The sequence below is a fragment of the Rheinheimera marina genome, assembly GCF_042654345.1.
Lineage (GTDB): Bacteria > Pseudomonadota > Gammaproteobacteria > Enterobacterales > Alteromonadaceae > Pararheinheimera > Pararheinheimera marina.
The window spans coordinates 61,677-77,322 of sequence record NZ_JBHSGB010000005.1 but is presented as its reverse complement, the minus strand read 5'-3'; the positions used below and the strand labels follow the sequence as shown (position 1 = coordinate 77,322).

The window sequence follows — 15,646 nt, the reverse complement described above, 5'->3', positions numbered from 1 at the left end:
TCGCATTCACCTGTTGCTGCAGCAGCCTTGCCATCAAATTCATTCCATGCCAGCGCAAAATCCCCTAGACTGCCTGCTGACTTTCAGTAGTAAAAGACGGATATGAAACGAATTATTCCTTTGATTTTTTTGAGCGCATTAACCGGCTGTGCCGGCTCCTCCGCAATTCATCAGTCCAATCAATTCAGCAACAATGGGCTGGACACCAAAGCAGCCAAGCTGGCCGGCACCTACCAGCCCAGCACCATTGAGGTCAAAGCAGACTGGCTGACGCCTGAGTTATTACAAGGCATAGAACAGCAGCTGGTTTACCTTGGTAAAAAATCCGTGCCCACCAATTACAACTTGCCGGGACTGACGCTGAGCAAAACACAGCTGCAACAAAGCCTGTCTCTGTTACGGCAGCTGGCGGAACGACCTGGCGATAACAAAATGACCGCCTGGCAACTGGCCGGCGAAGACGGCCGCGGCAACGTGCAATTTACCGGCTACTATGTGCCGGTGTTTCAGGTCAGAAGCCAATCGGATGCAGTGTACAAGTACCCGATTTACCGTAAACCTACCGGTGTCAGCGCTTTCCCAAGCCGTGAACAAATCGATTTTGACGGTGCCTTGCAAGGTCAGGGGCTGGAACTGTTTTACAGTGCAAGCCTGATTGATAACTTTTTTATGCAGGTGCAAGGCTCAGGCATGGTGCAGGACGAGCTGGGTCAACTTCACCTGCTGAGCTATGGCGGTGGTAATGGTCAGCCGTACCGCAGCCTTGGAAAGGTACTCATTGAAATGGGTGAATACAAACCAGAGCAAATGTCCGCGAGCGCTATCAAAGACTGGCTGAGCCGTCACCCGCAACGCCAGCGTGAACTGATGCGGCAAAACCCCAGTTACACCTTTTTCCAAAAAGGTCCCACCCAGCCTGTTGGCGCTGCCAATGTGCCGCTGACGCCACTGCACTCCATTGCGGTGGACCCGGCGTACATTCCGTTAGGCTCGGTGTTACTGGCGCAAATTCCAGTGCTGGACGCTGAGGGGCAACTGGTCCGCCATCAATACCAGCTGTTGTTGGCGCAAGATAAAGGCGCAGCCATTAAAACACCTGGCCGCATCGATTTGTACCAAGGCGTTGGGCCAGAAGCTCAGCACCGTGCCGATGCGCTGAAGCATTACGGCAAAATCTGGTTATTAACCAGCCCGCAATAGGCGCCCCGCGAAAAAGCAAGCTCCCTGCAGGGAGCTTTTTTCACTTTACTAATAAAGTTTGAGAATGGTCAGAGTTTGAATCGGGTGACCAGACCGTTCAGGTCGACGGCTAAACGCGATAGTTCATGGGCAGAAGCACTGGTCTGATTGGCACCAGCAGCGGTTTGCGCTGCCAGGTCGCTGATATTCACGATATTGCGGTCTATTTCGCGGGCCACTTTGGCCTGCTCTTCGGCAGCGGATGCGATCACCAGGTTACTGTCACTGATCTTGTTAATACGGTCGGTGATCACCAACAAGGCTTCGCCAGCAGCCTTGGCCACTTGCAGCGCCTGCGCTGCTTTATCTGAGCTATGTTGCATCGCATTGACCGCATCCCCAGTCCCGCCGCGAATACTGGCGATCATGGCTTCAATTTCTTTAGTCGACACCTGAGTGCGATGGGCCAAACCACGCACTTCATCGGCTACCACAGCAAAACCACGGCCCGCTTCGCCTGCCCGTGCTGCTTCAATAGCGGCATTGAGCGCCAGCAAGTTGGTTTGCTCCGCGATAGCGCGGATCACGTCCAATACCTTACCTATATCCTGTGCCTGTACCGCCAGTTGCTGCACTAGCTGCGAGGTCTGAGCCACGTCTTCATTCATCAGGCCAATCGCCCCCACAGTTTCATTCACCTGTTTCAAGCCTTGCTGCGCCAGCCTTGCCGACTCATTGGAGGCGTCTGCGGTCTGGCTGGCAGTCGCGGCCACTTCATCCACCGCTGAACTCATTTCGGTAATAGCAGTGGCGGCTTGTTGAATTTCGTCGTTTTGTTGCTGTAAACCGCGGCTGGAATCTTCAGTGACAGAATTGAGCTCTTCAGAGGCCGAGGCCAGTTGAGCAGATGAAGAGCTGATATGAGCCAAGGCATCACGCAGGTTCTGCTGCATTTTTTGCAGTGCAACCATTAACTGAGTGGCTTCATCCTGGCCTTCCGTGGCGATGGTGCGGGTTAAATCCCCTTCCGCGACCACTTCAGCCAGTTCAACCGCCTGCAGCATGGGCCTGTTAATGCTACGGGTCAGCGCTACTGCAATGACGCTGGCCAGCAGCAGCGCTACAACGATCGCGGAAATAATCAATAATTGGGCACTTTCGAAGTTTCGGCCTGACACTTCGGTTTGCAAAGTTGAATGCTCAGTATTCAGTTTATTCAGCGCGATCAGGGCCTTGGTCATGTTGTCGGCATGCGTGGACAGCTCTTCATTGCTGATCCTTTTGGCTTCGGCAGTATTCCCTGCCAACACCTGCTCAACCAGTCGCTGTTGGCCAGCCAGGTACAAACTGCGGGCATCATTAAACTGGTTATATAAGCCGCGCTCGCCATCCAGTGAGATCAGTGGCTCATACACTTTTTCTTCGGCAGCCACTTCTACTTTGATTGATTCAAGCGTCGTCAGGATCTGTTGTTGCTGCTCTGCGGTTTCCGCTTGCATTAATCGAAAGGTAAAGATCCGCACCCGCATCATCTGCATATTGAGACCGGATAACGCATTCAGGGTTGGAATGATGTTGGTTTCAATTTCTTCCGCAGTGCTTCGCATCTGCTTCATATTGACCAGCGCCAGGCTGCCCTGCAGCAACACCAATAAACCCAATACGGCGAATCCCCCCATCAGGCGGGAACCAATTTTAAACTGTCGTAACCACATAAGTCCTTTTCCTTTATTACTTTTTCAACGCTATAACAGTAATGCAACCATAGCGAAGCGCAATAAAAAAAACTTAGCAGCAATAAAGTTCCAGCCTCAGCTGTTGCCAGTCATGCTGTAGCTGCTGCCGCACAGCGGCTAATTTGGCGGGATCAAGGCGGCTGAATTGCAACACCTGGCCAGCGCGACGCTGTGACAAACGGGCTGCATCCAGCGCCACTACAGCGCCAGGCTTGGGGTAACCGCCCAACGTCTGGCGGTCATTCAGCAGGACTATCGGATAGCCGTCCGGCGGACATTGCACGGCGCCATAGACTGTGCCTTCTGACCAAAGCGATACTGCATCCATTTCAAGCGGCCGCTCAGCTTGCAGCCGGTAACCCATCCGATCCGCTGCCTGGCTGACGGTCAATGACTGCTCAGTCAGCTGCTGCCACTGCGCCGCACTGAAAAGCTCCGCCTGAAAGCCTGGCACTAAGCGCAGCGTTAAGGGCGCAGCGTAATCAGGCCAGCTTGTTTTTGGCAGTGCCAGGCAATAAGGCAGTTGACGTGCTTTGACCGGCAAAAACTGACCAGCTTTAATCGCTTTACCATCAATGCCGCCAATGGCTTCACGCAGCACTGTGCTGTGACTGCCAAGCACCTTGGGCAGATGGATGCCACCAGCCACCGCCAGATAACTGCGGACGCCGCTTCTGGCCATACCAAAACGCAGCCTTTGCCCTGCTTTGAGCTGATGGCTGCGCCACCAGCCGAGCGGCTTTTCGTTACACCAAAGCGGCAATTCAGCGCCTGTGACCGCAATGACCATTGGCTGCAGCACCTGCAACTGCAAACCGCCTAAAGTGATTTCCAGCTGGCAACTTGGTTGCTGTTGCAGCAGTAAATCCGCCACCTGGTAAGCGAAACTGTCCGCCGCTCCGCCTTGGGTCAGACCATAACGTCCAGCACCAAAACGGCCAGCATCCTGCAAGGTGGTCAGAATGCCGGGCTGTTCAATCACAAAACCTGTCATAGCTCGGCCCAACAGCTATCGCCACCCAGACGGATAAACTCCTGCTGGCTGATGGGGTAAAACCGCACCTGATCGCCATGACGAAAAGGCATGGCTTCTGCCTGCCCTGCCAGCTCTGGCTGGAACAGCGGTATCGGACAAAGCCCCAATAAATTCCAGCCGCCTGGCGATGCTGCCGGATAGACAGCCGTCTGCTGCTCGGCAATCGCTACCGCGCCTTTGGGCACTCTGGCGCGCGGCGTGGCACGTCTTGGCATACGAAGCGGTGCTGGTAACTCGCCAAGGTAAGCAAAACCTGGCGCAAAACCTATGGCATACACCAGATAGGTCTGACTTTGGTGCAGCCGCTTCACCTCAGCCACGGTGAGGCCGGTAAAGCGGCTCACCTCGATTAAATCGAGCGGCCCGTCATCCAGCTCGTCGCCATAACAGACCGGCAATTCAATCAACCGGCCTGTGGCGTCAGCGCTGTACTCAGGGATGGCTTTGGGCAGTTCAGCCATCAACTGCAACGGGTCCAGCCGCTCTGGATTAAGCTGAATAAGTAAGGAATGGTAACTGGGCAGCAGTTCGAGAATGGCATCCGCGTAACGCTGCTGCAGTTGCTGACTAAAGGCATGCAAGGTGCTCAGGCAGTCAGGCCCTGGTGCTTGCTGCAGGTAAAGCATGACCGCCGCCTCACCCGCCAGACAGGCTTTGAGTTCAATCACTGCCAAGGCTCTGCCGGATCTGCTGCAGCATGGCTAAAGCAGACGGCGTATCGCCATGCACACAGAGGCTGTCGGCCTGCAAAGCGATTTTGCTGCCATCAGACGCTTCGAGCAGACCTTGAGTCAGCAATAACCGCACTTGCGCCAGTGCCTGTGCTTCGGTCAATACAGCACCAGGTTGACTGCGTGGCGTCAGGCTGCCATCGACCTGATAACGACGGTCAGCAAAGGCTTCAAAATACAGTGTTAGCCCCAGCTGGTCAGCCCGCTGCTGGTGCAGCGCTCTGTTGGCGTCGCTAAGCAGCATCAGCGCTGGTTGGCTATGGTAAGCTGCCACCGCTTGCATCACGGTTTGCAGCAGTTGTGGCGAGCGCATCATATCGTTGTATAAAGCGCCGTGGGGTTTGACATAACAGACCCGCCCACCCAAAGTGCGGGCCACGCCATCCACAGCCGCTATCTGGTACCAGATTAAATCACGCAGTTCTTCGCTGCTCATGCTGACAGAGCGGCGGCCAAAACCTGGTTTATCGTCGTAACTGGGGTGCGCACCAATATCGACCTGATGCGCTATCGCCAGTTTCAAGGTTTGATGTAACACCGAAGGGTCACCGGCATGAAAACCACAGGCAATATTGGCCTGGTCGATTAAAGGCATTACGGCCTGGTCATTGCCCAGCCGGTACAATGAATAACTTTCGCCTAAATCGCAGTTCAGTTTCAGCATGGCGCTCTGGTTCGGCTTAAACAGGCTGCTGGCGCAGCAATTGGTTTAATTTAATCACAGGATAACCGCAGGCCATGCCGAGGCCAGCAATAATCAGTGCTACCGCGTACAGATAGCTGAAGCTGAACGACATCTGATTGAGCGGGTAATACGCCACAAGAGTACCGATAGCTATCCCAACCAGAACGACCACTAATGGGATCAGCACCAGCAGCATCTTCAGTGTTGCCATCTCCCGGTTCCATTGCCGTTTGTCCAGTGCCCGGCCTGGCTTTGAATCTTTCTTTTTCATCTTAATCTCCTTATTTTTCGACACCTTAAACAAGCGGTTCTGCAAAAGCAATACACAAAAGCACGGATGACCTGCACCAAGGCTACATAGAGCGCGTGACCGCTTTATTGGGCAATTGATTTCGCCCTAACCCATCCCAATAACAGTCAAAGGCAATCCGCCTTAGCTAAGCGAAGGTTTATCATGGCTTTACATCTTCCTGCACTGGTGACTGTGCTGGCACTTTTATTATTCGTTTATAGTTTTCTGGCCGTTGGCAAGGCGCGCGTGACCTATGGTGTGGCGGCCCCCGCAACCACAGGCCATGCCGCATTTGAAGTGGTGTATCGGGTGCAGATGAATACGCTGGAGCAACTGGTGCTGTTTTTGCCGGCGCTTTGGTTATTCAGCCATTATGTCAGCCCACTCTGGGCTGGGTTGTTGGGTGTGGTCTGGCTGGCTGGCCGGGTTTTGTATGCAATCAGCTATATCAAAAACCCGAAAAGCCGCGGTCCTGGTTTTATCATCAGTTTTATTGCCAGCATAGCGCTGCTGCTTGGCTCTGCAGTAGGCATGGAGATGCGAATGGTGGCAGGTGTCTAAATGAGCAACACGAGTGCTGTAACACCAGAGCCGTCCTCTGAACCATTGGCGCCGGGCAACTTAGCGCATGAAAACAAAATAGGCCCGCTATTGAGTTTGCTGCCCTTTTTAACGCCCTATGCCAGCCGATGGCTGCTGACCTTTATTGCATTGACTGTGGCCGCTGTCGCCACCCTGACCTTGCCTGTGGCATTCCGTTATCTGATTGATGCCGGTTTTTCCAGCGATCAGGCCGGTCATATCGATCAATATTTTCTGGCGTTATTTGCTCTGTCTGTGCTGCTGGCGGTGGCGACTGCGCTGCGGTTTTATTATGTGTCCTGGCTGGGTGAACGGGTCACGGCCGATTTACGCAGTGCTGTCTATGCCCATGTGGTGAAAATGAGTCCGCAGTTCTTTGAACTGACTAAAACCGGTGAAGTGTTGTCGCGCCTCACCACAGACACCACCTTAATCCAGGCCGTGGTTGGCACCAGTTTGTCGATGGGCCTGCGCAACAGCTTCCTGTTATTGGGCGGTTTGGTGATGCTGTTTGTTACCAGTGCCAAGCTGGCCGCTTACATATTGCTGACTTTAGTGCTGGTGATCCTGCCGATCATGCTGGTTGGCCGCAAAGTCCGCCAGTTGTCGCGCGACAGTCAGGACCGAATTGCCGACGCCAGTGCCGTGGCTGGTGAAGTGTTAAACGCCATCCCAACGGTGCAATCGTACCGGCAGGAGCAGCGTGAAACTCAGCGTTTTACGGCAGCAGTTGAAAACGCTTTTACCACAGCTTTATCCCGGATCCGTGCCCGCTCGGTGCTGACGTTGGTAGCTATAGTGCTGGTATTTGGCGCCATCTCTTTTGTGCTCTGGCTCGGTGCTCAGGCTGTGCTGGCCAATGAAATGACCGGTGGCGAGTTGTCCCAGTTTATTTTGTACGCCGTTGTCACCGCAGGCGCCATTGGCGCTATTGCCGAAGTCTGGGGCGATTTACAACGCGCGGCTGGTGCAGCCGAACGTTTAATGCAGCTGCTTAGTGTGCAATCGCCGGTACTGGAACAAGAAAACCCACTCCCTTTTGCGTTACCGGAACACAACCTGGCAGGCAGCGGTATTGAATTTAACGCGGTGAACTTCAGTTATCCTTCGCGGCCGGACACCCTGGCTTTGGATAATTTTTCACTGCAAATCAAAGCCGGTGAACATATTGCGTTGGTCGGCCCGTCCGGCGCCGGAAAAACTACCTTGTTCCAGTTACTGCTGCGGTTTTACGACCCACAAAGCGGCCAGGTGAAATTTAACGGCACTGATTTAAAAGACGTGCGGTTAACCGACGCCCGCCAGCCTTTTGGTATTGTGCTGCAGGACACAGTGATTTTTGCGGCTTCGGTGCTGGATAATATTCGTTATGCCCGCCCTGACGCGACAGAACATGAAGTGCAGCAGGCCGCGAAAATGGCCGCAGCCCATGACTTTATTCAGGCATTGCCGGAAGGCTACCAGACTTATCTGGGTGAACGAGGTGTGCGTTTATCCGGCGGACAGCGCCAGCGTATTTCTATCGCCCGGGCCATTTTAAGTAACCCGTCGGTATTGCTGTTGGACGAAGCCACCAGCGCATTGGATGCTGAAAGTGAACGTCAGGTGCAGCAGGCGCTGGATAATGCCGCGCAAAACCGCACCACGCTGGTGATCGCACACCGGCTGGCGACCGTGCTGGCGGCCGACCGCATTGTGGTGATGGACGCAGGCAAAATTGTGGCTCAGGGCACCCATGCTGAATTACTTCAAAGCAGTGAGCTGTATGCCCGCCTGGCGGCACTGCAGTTTAGTCACTAACCTTTCGGCTCATTAAAAAACAAACCCCAGCTAAAAAGCCGGGGTTTGTTTTTATAACACTATTGGCAAAACTGGGTGGTGTTAATACCCCAGCGCGCTGTTGTGGCTGGCCTGCGGCGTCACCGCCCGCTTTTTAAAGCGGGCTTTTAACTTGCGTTTGGCCGTTTCCAGACTGTCATAGAAGGTCGGCACCACCAGCAGGGTCAGTACGGTCGAGGTAATCACCCCGCCAATCACTGAAATACCCAGTGGTTTGTAGAAGGCTGAACCCTCGCCAAAGCCGATAGCGACCGGCAACATACCCGCCACTAATGCGAAGGTGGTCATCAGAATAGGCCGCAGACGCTCACGCCCCGCCATCACCAGCGACTCATCCAGACTGAAACCTTCAGCTTCTTTTTTGCGGGCACAGTCAATCAGCAGAATGGCGTTTTTCACCACAATGCCCATTAGCATTACCACACCAATCAGGCTCATCAGGTTCAGGGTCGAACCGGCAATCAACAGCGCCAGTACCACACCAATCAAGGATAACGGCAGCGACATCATAATCGACACCGGCGCCAGGAAGCTGTGGAATTGCACCACCAGAATTAAATACATCAGCAGCACCGCCAGCCCCAGCGCCGACAAAATGCCACCGAAGACTTCTTCCTGATCACGGCTCTGCCCGCCACGAATGACGTCATAACCTGGTGGGAATGGGATCTGCTTCAGCAGTTTGCGCGCATCGGCGTCCACTTCACCAAAACTACGGCCCTGGATATTGGCACTGACCGCCATCATGCTTTCACGATCTAAGTGTTCAATCACCGCCGGGCCTTTGCCCACAGATACGGTGGCGACCTGTTCCAGTGGGATCATGGCGCCGGTTTTGCTCGACAGCAGCGGCAAACGCTCTAAGTCCTGTACTGTCATGCGCTCTTCAGGCTTAATCCGCACGTAGACGTTACGGGTTTCACCTGTCGGATCAATCCAGTCACCAATCTCAGCACCAGCAAACGCCAGACGAAGTGCGTTGGTGGCATCGCCCATTGACAAGCCCAGGCTGGATGCCAAGCCCCGGTTAAACTCAATTTGCAGCTCTGGTTTCGGGTCCTGCGCGGACAAGCCGACGTCAACGGCGCCAGGCACGGTTTTTAGCTTGCCGACAAAATCCATCACCAGCGCTTCCAGCACTTTACTGTCTGGGCCACGGAACTGGATTTGCAACGGTTTACCGTCACCACCGCCGCCATTTAAGTCAGCCGACACCGTGTATTCAGCGCCAACCAGAGTTTTCACTTTGCTGCGAAGCTCCGCGGCAATCTCACGGGAAGAGCGGTCGCGCTCATATTCTTTTTTCAGCCGGACAAAAATCTGCGCCCTGGTGATATTACCTGAGGTACCTACAGTGGTCTGAGTGTACTGAGTTTCAGGCAAGGCGCGCGCCATGGCCGCCGCTTGTTCGGCTTTAATGCTGGTGTAATCCAGGCTGGCTTCTGAAGGAGCCCGCACCGAAATCATCACCCCTCCATCGTCGGTTTCGGGCATAAAGCCGCTACCACCGTATTTGCCCTGCACCACAATGGCGCCAAAAAAGGCGGCGAATGCTAACAACCACATGGATTTGCGGTGACCAAGCGCCCAGCGGATCACCCGGGAGTAACTCTCGGCCTGCCGGTCAAACCACAGGTTAAATTTTTGCAGTAAGGCGCCAATGCCACGGCGTTTGGCGTGTTTGTCGTGGTCCGGGTCATGCCAGTAGGCTGACATCATCGGGTCCAGCGTAAAGGAGATAAACAGTGACACCAGCACAGAGCAGGCCACAGTCAGTGCAAAGGGCTTAAACCACTGGCCTGTGATGCCGTCGATAAAGGCAATAGGGATAAAGACTGCAATAATCGACATCGTAGTGGCAATCACCGCCATACCGATTTCTTTGGTGCCGTCCCGCGCCGCCGTCATATTGTCTTTGCCCATTTCCATATGACGCACAATGTTTTCGCGTACCACAATGGCATCGTCAATCAGAATACCTATCGCCAGCGACAACCCCAGCAAGGTCATAAAGTTCAGCGTAAAACCGCAAATCCAGACCGCAATAAAAGACGCCAGCACCGAGGTCGGCAGCGCCAGTGAGGTGATCAAGGTAGAGCGCCAGCTGTTTAAAAACACAAACACCGTCACAATGGTCAGCAAAGCGCCCACGGACAACGCCTCGGTCACGTTACGCATGCTGGCTGACACATCTTCACCAGAGTCACGCACCACCACCAGTTCAAAGTCGGCAGGCAAGCTTTGTTTTAATTGCTCAAGCTTGGCTTTAATTTCGTCAGTGACGGCAATGGTCGAGGCGTCGCGGGCTTTAATCACGTTAATACCCAATGAGGCCACACCATTGAAAATAGAGATACGGCGCTGCTCGGCAGCACCATCACCCACTTGCGCCACTTGCGACAACCGAATGGCCTGGTCGCCGTTGCGTTTGACCACCATTTGTTCGAATTCACGCACATCACGCAAGCGGCCCTGAATACGAATACCCTGCTCCTGCATACCGTTGATCACCCGGCCGACAGGGGCTGCAATATTCTGTGCCCGCAGCGCGTTGACCACTTCCATCGCCGACACATTGGCTTCGCGCATCGCGTTGGAGTTCAGGAAAATGGTCATCTCGCGTTCTTTTTCACCTTCCAGATTCACCAGCGCCACGCCTGGCACCGCGCGGATTTCACGGGCAATCTGATGCTCAGCAATTTGCGACAGTTCAATGGCATCAATGGAGGTCGCAGACAAAGCCAGCGACAAAATCGGCATGTCATTTGGGTCCTGCCGCTGAATAAAAGGCTCTTTCATTTCAGTCGGCAGCTTGTCGCGCACCATAGCCACCGCGTCGCGCAGCTCCTGCGCGGCTTCAATCATGTTTTTATCAAACTCGAAAATAGCGACAATCACTGCATTGGAGTCACGCGCATAAGAGCGCAGCTCCCGCATACCGGTAATGGTGGCCATCGAATCTTCCACCCGGTTCAGAATTTCCCGTTCCACTGTTTCCGGCGATGCGCCTGGGTAAGGAATGGTCATTACCAGTACAGGCGGCTGCACATCGGGAAACTGGTTGGTCTTCAGATTGGTCATGGCGAAATAACCAAACAGCATCATGGCCAGCGTGACCGCCACCACCACCATAGGGCGCTTAATACTAAAATCAGACAAAAACATGGCTTACACCCCTGAACCAGACTGAACAGCAGTTTGACCCGCTGCACCAGCAGCCGGGACCAGCTGGGCCTTGGCGCCTTCTTTTAATGCCCCTTGCGGGTGACGCAGCACCGTAGCACCGGCGCTGATGCCAGACAGAATTTGTTGGGTGCCCCAACGTTCATCCGGTTCGCCCAGTTCCACCGCCACTTTGTTCAGCACATTGTCCTGCAGCTGCCATAAATAAGCGTGATCGCCCTCTTTCACCAGTGCCGATTGCGGCACCATCAGTGCCTGACGGTTTTCCGCTTCGATATGGCCTTCGGCATATAAACCTGCGACTAACGGCTCGTCGGTTTTGTCCATCTGCACCAGAATTTGCACCTGACGGGTGTTTTCGTTAGCCAGCGGGTTAATGCGCTCAACACTGCCGGTAAAAAACTTGCCCTGATAGCCGTTCACTTTGAAACTCACCGCCTGGCCGACTTTGACCTGACCGACGCGGTCAGCGGCAATAAAACCTTCAAAACGAATACTGGCGGGGTCAATCAGCAACATCAGGCTTTTGCCAACCTGCGCCGTATCCCCGGCAGAAGCATAACGCTGCGCGACCACGCCACTGAAAGGCGCCCGCACTTCGGTTTTATCCAGTTGCTGACGGGCCTCAACCAGGCGGGCTTTGGCAGAAGCCAGATCAGACAACGACTGATTGGCTTTGTTTTCAGCCGATTCCAGCCCTTCCTGGGTGACCAGGCTTTGCTTGGATAATGACTGCATACGTGTTAACTGGCGGTTGGCCTGCGCCAGCGTCACTTCGGCTGAGCGCACCGCTTCTTGCGCCGACAACAGTTTGTCGCGGTAAATGGTCGGATCCAGTTTGGCCAGCACATCGCCTTGCTGCACCACATCGCCGTTGTCTTTCAGTACCTGCATGACAATGCCGGACACTTCGGCATTTAACGCTGCTTTGGTCACAGGTTGCAGTGAGCCCGAAATAATAGGCCCTAAGCCCAGTTGGGTCTGAGTCAGCTGTAACAGGTCCTGACTGACCAGCTGCAGTGGTAACTCAGCTTCTGGCGCCGCTGCCGACGCACTGGGTTTGGAGCAAGCGCTTAAGCCGCACAGCAGCGCCAATGTTAGTGCCGAAACAGTCAGTTTTTTCATCATCAGTACCCATCGAAAATTATTGGTAAGCCTAAGCCCTTTTTGATGACTGCACTATAAATCAGTCGACCATTACAAACCTCGGAAAAAAGTTACAAGTTGTAACTGTGTAATTGGTCAATAAATACCCTAAGGATCAGTCAGATAAGCGCATTCACGCTGGCAACCTCGGCCTGCTTCAGGCAAACTGCTGACAGAACAAAAATGAAAGGAGAAACAGATGGCCGACTGGACCAGCCTGTTACCGGCCATTCTGGCTATTTCTGTGGTGTTATGGCGCAAAGAAGTGATTCTGGCCTTATTGCTGGCCATCGCCTGTGCTGAAACCCTGTTATTTCTGCAACACCCTGAACACAGTCTGCTGGCCGTGCTGCTACATGCCCCGGTGAACACAGTCGAGCGTATGATTACGGTAACCAGCTCTGCTGACAACAGCCGTATTTTACTGTTCTCACTGCTGATTGGCGCCCTGATGCTGTATATGCGCGCCTACGGCGGTGTGTCGGCACTGGTGCAGTACCTGGTGCAAAAAGGCGTGGCACGCAGTAAACGCCAGGCCGGCCTCATCAGCTACCTGATTGGCATCCTGGTGTTTATTGAATCTAACCTGTCGGTATTGACCGCAGGCATTGTCTCACGCGGCCTGTACGACAAATTTAAGATGAGCCGGGCCCGGCTGGCTTATGTAATTGACAGTACCAGCGCGCCGGTCTGTATCCTGGTCCTGCTAAACGGCTGGGGTGCTTATATCCTCGGCCTGCTTGGCAATTATCAACTGCCAGAGTCCGCCGTCTCTGTGCTGATTGGCAGTATTGTGCTGAACTTCTACGCCATTTTCACCCTGCTGATGGTGCTGTACACCATTTGGACCGACAAGGTGCATGGGCCCATGCGCCAAAGTGAACTGGCTCTGCAACAGCTGCACCATGAACACAGTGAAATTGAAGAGCCAGCCGGTAAAAAACGCTACATGCTGCTGCCATTGCTAACGCTGGTGGGCGGTATGGTGGGCTTTATGCTGTGGACAGGTAACGGCAGCCTGACCGACGGCTCAGGTGCCAAAGCCGCCTTGTATGCTACCACCCTGGCCTGTCTGGTCGCTTATGCCTTGTTGTTATGGGATAAAAAAGCTGGCCATCACGAACTGGTCAGCCAGGGCTTTAAAGGCATGAGCGAGCTGCTGCCGCTGGTGACCATCGTGCTGTTGTCGATGGCGCTGGGCCAGGCGATGAAGCAGCTCGGCACCGGCGTTTATGTGGCGTCCTTTGTGCAGGACAGCCTGCCGCTGATGTGGATCCCTGCCATGCTGTTTGTCGCAGGCGCCATTATCTCTTTCACCACCGGTACCTCCTGGGGCACCTTTGCCATCCTGATCCCAATCGGCATGCCATTAGTGGAAATGCTGGGTTTGCCGCCGTCCTTAGTACTGGCCGCTATTTTAAGTGGCGGTATTTGGGGTGATCACTGCTCGCCTATTTCGGATACCACAGCGGTCAGCTCTGTGGCGTCGGGTTGTGACTTACTGGAGCACGTCCGCACCCAGTTGCCTTATGCGCTATTTTGCGGCGCCTTGGCCTGGCTGGCGTTTGTGATCGCTGGCTGGTGGATGATTGGCTAACAGGAGTGTCTGATGCATCTGAAGTGGCTGTCGGCCCTATTGGTAGTAGCTCCGCTGTGCGCGGCTGAACCCACACCGTCCGCCGCTGCTCAGGTTCCGTTCAAGGTCCGGGCGCTTATGCAACAGCAGGGCTTTAGCAGCGACGCGCTGGCCTTTATTGCCTCCCCCCTCGACAATCCGTCCGCCACCCTCAGCTTTCAGCCGGACCGCGCCATGCAACCGGCGTCCACCATGAAACTGCTGACCAGTATTGCTGCACTGGAGCTGCTTGGTACCGATTACCGCGCGAAAACCGAACTGCGTGCGGCCAGCCCTCCTGCTACCAAGCCAAATCAGCCGCTGGTGCTCAAAGGTTATGGTGCGACTGAACTCTCTTATGCTGAAGCCTGGTGGCTGCTGCAGCAGGCCTATCAAGCCGGTCTGCGTCAAATGCCCGCACTTTGGCTGGACCGTAGCTGGATAAGCCCGGCACGGCAGGATTTGGAAGCCGGTTATTTTGATGAGAGCCCGGAAGCCTATTACAACCTGATCCCGGATGCCCTGTTTTTAGAGCGGGCCATGTCGCTGCTCGAATATAGCAGCGACGCTCAGCACTTTGAGGCCCGGCTGCAACCGGCGATGGCTGGCGTCACTATTGCCAGCGATGTCCGGCTGACCAGTCAGAGCTGCGCTTTATGGCATCACTCCCATCTGAAACTGCAGCTTAACCGCCAGCCAGAAGGCTTTGCGCTCAAAGTCAGCGGCGAATTCCCGCAGCATTGCCAGCGCCAATTGTACCGCCAGCTGTTTAACCGCGCCGACCAAAGCCGTCTGATGCTGCAGCAAATCTGGCAGCAAATCAGCGGTCAGACTGAGCTGCTGGTGATAGAAGCGTCCAACCCGCCGCCAGGCGCAGAGATGCCGGCGACCTCTGTTTTGCTGGCCACTCAGCAAGACCCACCGTTAGCGGAGCGGCTTCGCAGCATCAATAAAAACTCTGACAATGCATTAACCCGGCTGCTATTTCTGGCACTGGCGCAGCAGCAAAGCAACAACAGCCAGGCCCAGGCCGAAGCTCAACTAACCCAATGGTTACACAGCATTGGATTGCCACCCCAGGGTCTGGTACTGGACAATGGTTCTGGCCTGTCACGACAGGAGCGGATCAGCCCACGCTTGTTAGCCAGTGTGTTGCAGCATGCCTGGCAATCGCCTTATGCGCCGGAATTGATCAGCAGCCTGCCGCTGGCGGGCGTGGATGGTACCCTGAAAAACCGTTTTAAAGCGCCAGGGCTGAAACAACAGGCGCGGCTAAAAACCGGTACCTTACGCAATGTCGTCGCGCTGGCGGGATACCTGAAAGTGCCGGGTCAAGGCGATTGGGTGCTGGTGGCAATGCTGAATCATCCTTATGCGTCGTACAAAGGGCGGCCCGTGCTGGACGCTTTGGTCGAGGCGTTGATGACCGATGAACACTAACAGCGCCCATCAGTATGCATCAGTAAAGCCTGGCGCAAAAACAGTGTGGGAACTGAAATCCCTCATGGTTACGGGTTACCAAAATCAACAAAAATCGTCACGCGTAACTTCAACCGGATTACTTCAAGCATTTGTATTTATTGGGCTTCTGCTATCCCCTCTAAAGACGATCGCCTGTACAC

12 protein-coding genes are annotated in these 15,646 nt (G+C 54.5%); 5 read left to right on the top strand and 7 right to left on the bottom strand.

Going from position 1 to position 15,646, the window contains the following annotated elements; all coding sequences use genetic code 11:
* Positions 1 to 102 precede the first annotated feature (102 nt).
* Complete coding sequence (gene mltA / locus ACFO3I_RS04435) at positions 103 to 1,200, top strand: murein transglycosylase A (protein WP_377332089.1); 1,098 nt, start codon at positions 103 to 105, stop codon at positions 1,198 to 1,200.
* 68 nt (positions 1,201 to 1,268) lie between these two features.
* Here mltA and ACFO3I_RS04430 read toward each other — a convergent pair whose 3' ends face one another.
* From ACFO3I_RS04430 to ACFO3I_RS04410, 5 genes are all read right to left on the bottom strand, one after another.
* On the bottom strand, positions 1,269 to 2,894 hold the full coding sequence (locus ACFO3I_RS04430; protein WP_377332088.1) for a methyl-accepting chemotaxis protein: 1,626 nt from the start codon (positions 2,892 to 2,894) through the stop codon (positions 1,269 to 1,271).
* Positions 2,895 to 2,967: 73 nt separating this feature from the next.
* Positions 2,968 to 3,909 carry a 5-oxoprolinase subunit C family protein gene (locus tag ACFO3I_RS04425; protein ID WP_377332087.1) on the bottom strand — a complete coding sequence of 314 codons (942 nt, stop codon included), beginning with the start codon at positions 3,907 to 3,909 and terminating at the stop codon, positions 2,968 to 2,970.
* Positions 3,906 to 4,619, bottom strand: coding sequence for a 5-oxoprolinase subunit PxpB (gene pxpB, locus ACFO3I_RS04420; RefSeq protein ID WP_377332085.1), 714 nt, complete (start codon positions 4,617 to 4,619; stop codon positions 3,906 to 3,908). Before pxpB ends, ACFO3I_RS04425 begins: the two co-directional genes overlap by 4 nt.
* Positions 4,612 to 5,346, bottom strand: a complete 735-nt coding sequence (locus ACFO3I_RS04415) for a 5-oxoprolinase subunit PxpA (RefSeq protein ID WP_377332083.1) — start codon at positions 5,344 to 5,346, stop codon at positions 4,612 to 4,614. The genes pxpB and ACFO3I_RS04415 overlap by 8 nt, the downstream gene beginning before the upstream one ends.
* Positions 5,347 to 5,362: 16 nt before the next feature.
* Positions 5,363 to 5,638: a hypothetical protein gene (locus tag ACFO3I_RS04410; protein ID WP_377332081.1), complete on the bottom strand. Its 276-nt coding sequence runs from the start codon at positions 5,636 to 5,638 to the stop codon at positions 5,363 to 5,365.
* Positions 5,639 to 5,821: 183 nt separating this feature from the next.
* Between ACFO3I_RS04410 and ACFO3I_RS04405 the strand changes: the two genes are divergently transcribed.
* Positions 5,822 to 6,220: an MAPEG family protein gene (locus ACFO3I_RS04405; RefSeq protein ID WP_377332080.1), complete on the top strand. Its 399-nt coding sequence runs from the start codon at positions 5,822 to 5,824 to the stop codon at positions 6,218 to 6,220.
* On the top strand, positions 6,221 to 8,041 hold the full coding sequence (locus ACFO3I_RS04400) for an ABC transporter transmembrane domain-containing protein (protein ID WP_377332078.1): 1,821 nt from the start codon (positions 6,221 to 6,223) through the stop codon (positions 8,039 to 8,041).
* A gap of 81 nt (positions 8,042 to 8,122) precedes the next feature.
* On the opposite strand, the gene ACFO3I_RS04395 is transcribed toward ACFO3I_RS04400, so the two are convergent.
* Positions 8,123 to 11,245, bottom strand: coding sequence for an efflux RND transporter permease subunit (locus ACFO3I_RS04395; RefSeq protein ID WP_377332076.1), 3,123 nt, complete (start codon positions 11,243 to 11,245; stop codon positions 8,123 to 8,125).
* Between the two features lie 3 nt (positions 11,246 to 11,248).
* Positions 11,249 to 12,388 carry an efflux RND transporter periplasmic adaptor subunit gene (locus ACFO3I_RS04390; protein WP_377332074.1) on the bottom strand — a complete coding sequence of 380 codons (1,140 nt, stop codon included), beginning with the start codon at positions 12,386 to 12,388 and terminating at the stop codon, positions 11,249 to 11,251.
* Positions 12,389 to 12,608: 220 nt separating this feature from the next.
* Here ACFO3I_RS04390 and ACFO3I_RS04385 point away from each other — a divergent pair, with 220 nt between their 5' ends.
* Both ACFO3I_RS04385 and dacB read left to right on the top strand, forming a co-directional pair.
* Positions 12,609 to 14,006 carry a Na+/H+ antiporter NhaC family protein gene (locus tag ACFO3I_RS04385; RefSeq protein WP_377332072.1) on the top strand — a complete coding sequence of 466 codons (1,398 nt, stop codon included), beginning with the start codon at positions 12,609 to 12,611 and terminating at the stop codon, positions 14,004 to 14,006.
* Positions 14,007 to 14,018: 12 nt separating this feature from the next.
* The gene (gene dacB / locus ACFO3I_RS04380; protein ID WP_377332070.1) at positions 14,019 to 15,464 is read left to right on the top strand and encodes a D-alanyl-D-alanine carboxypeptidase/D-alanyl-D-alanine endopeptidase; all 1,446 of its coding nucleotides are present in this window, start codon (positions 14,019 to 14,021) and stop codon (positions 15,462 to 15,464) included.
* The last annotated feature ends 182 nt before the right edge of the window (positions 15,465 to 15,646 follow it).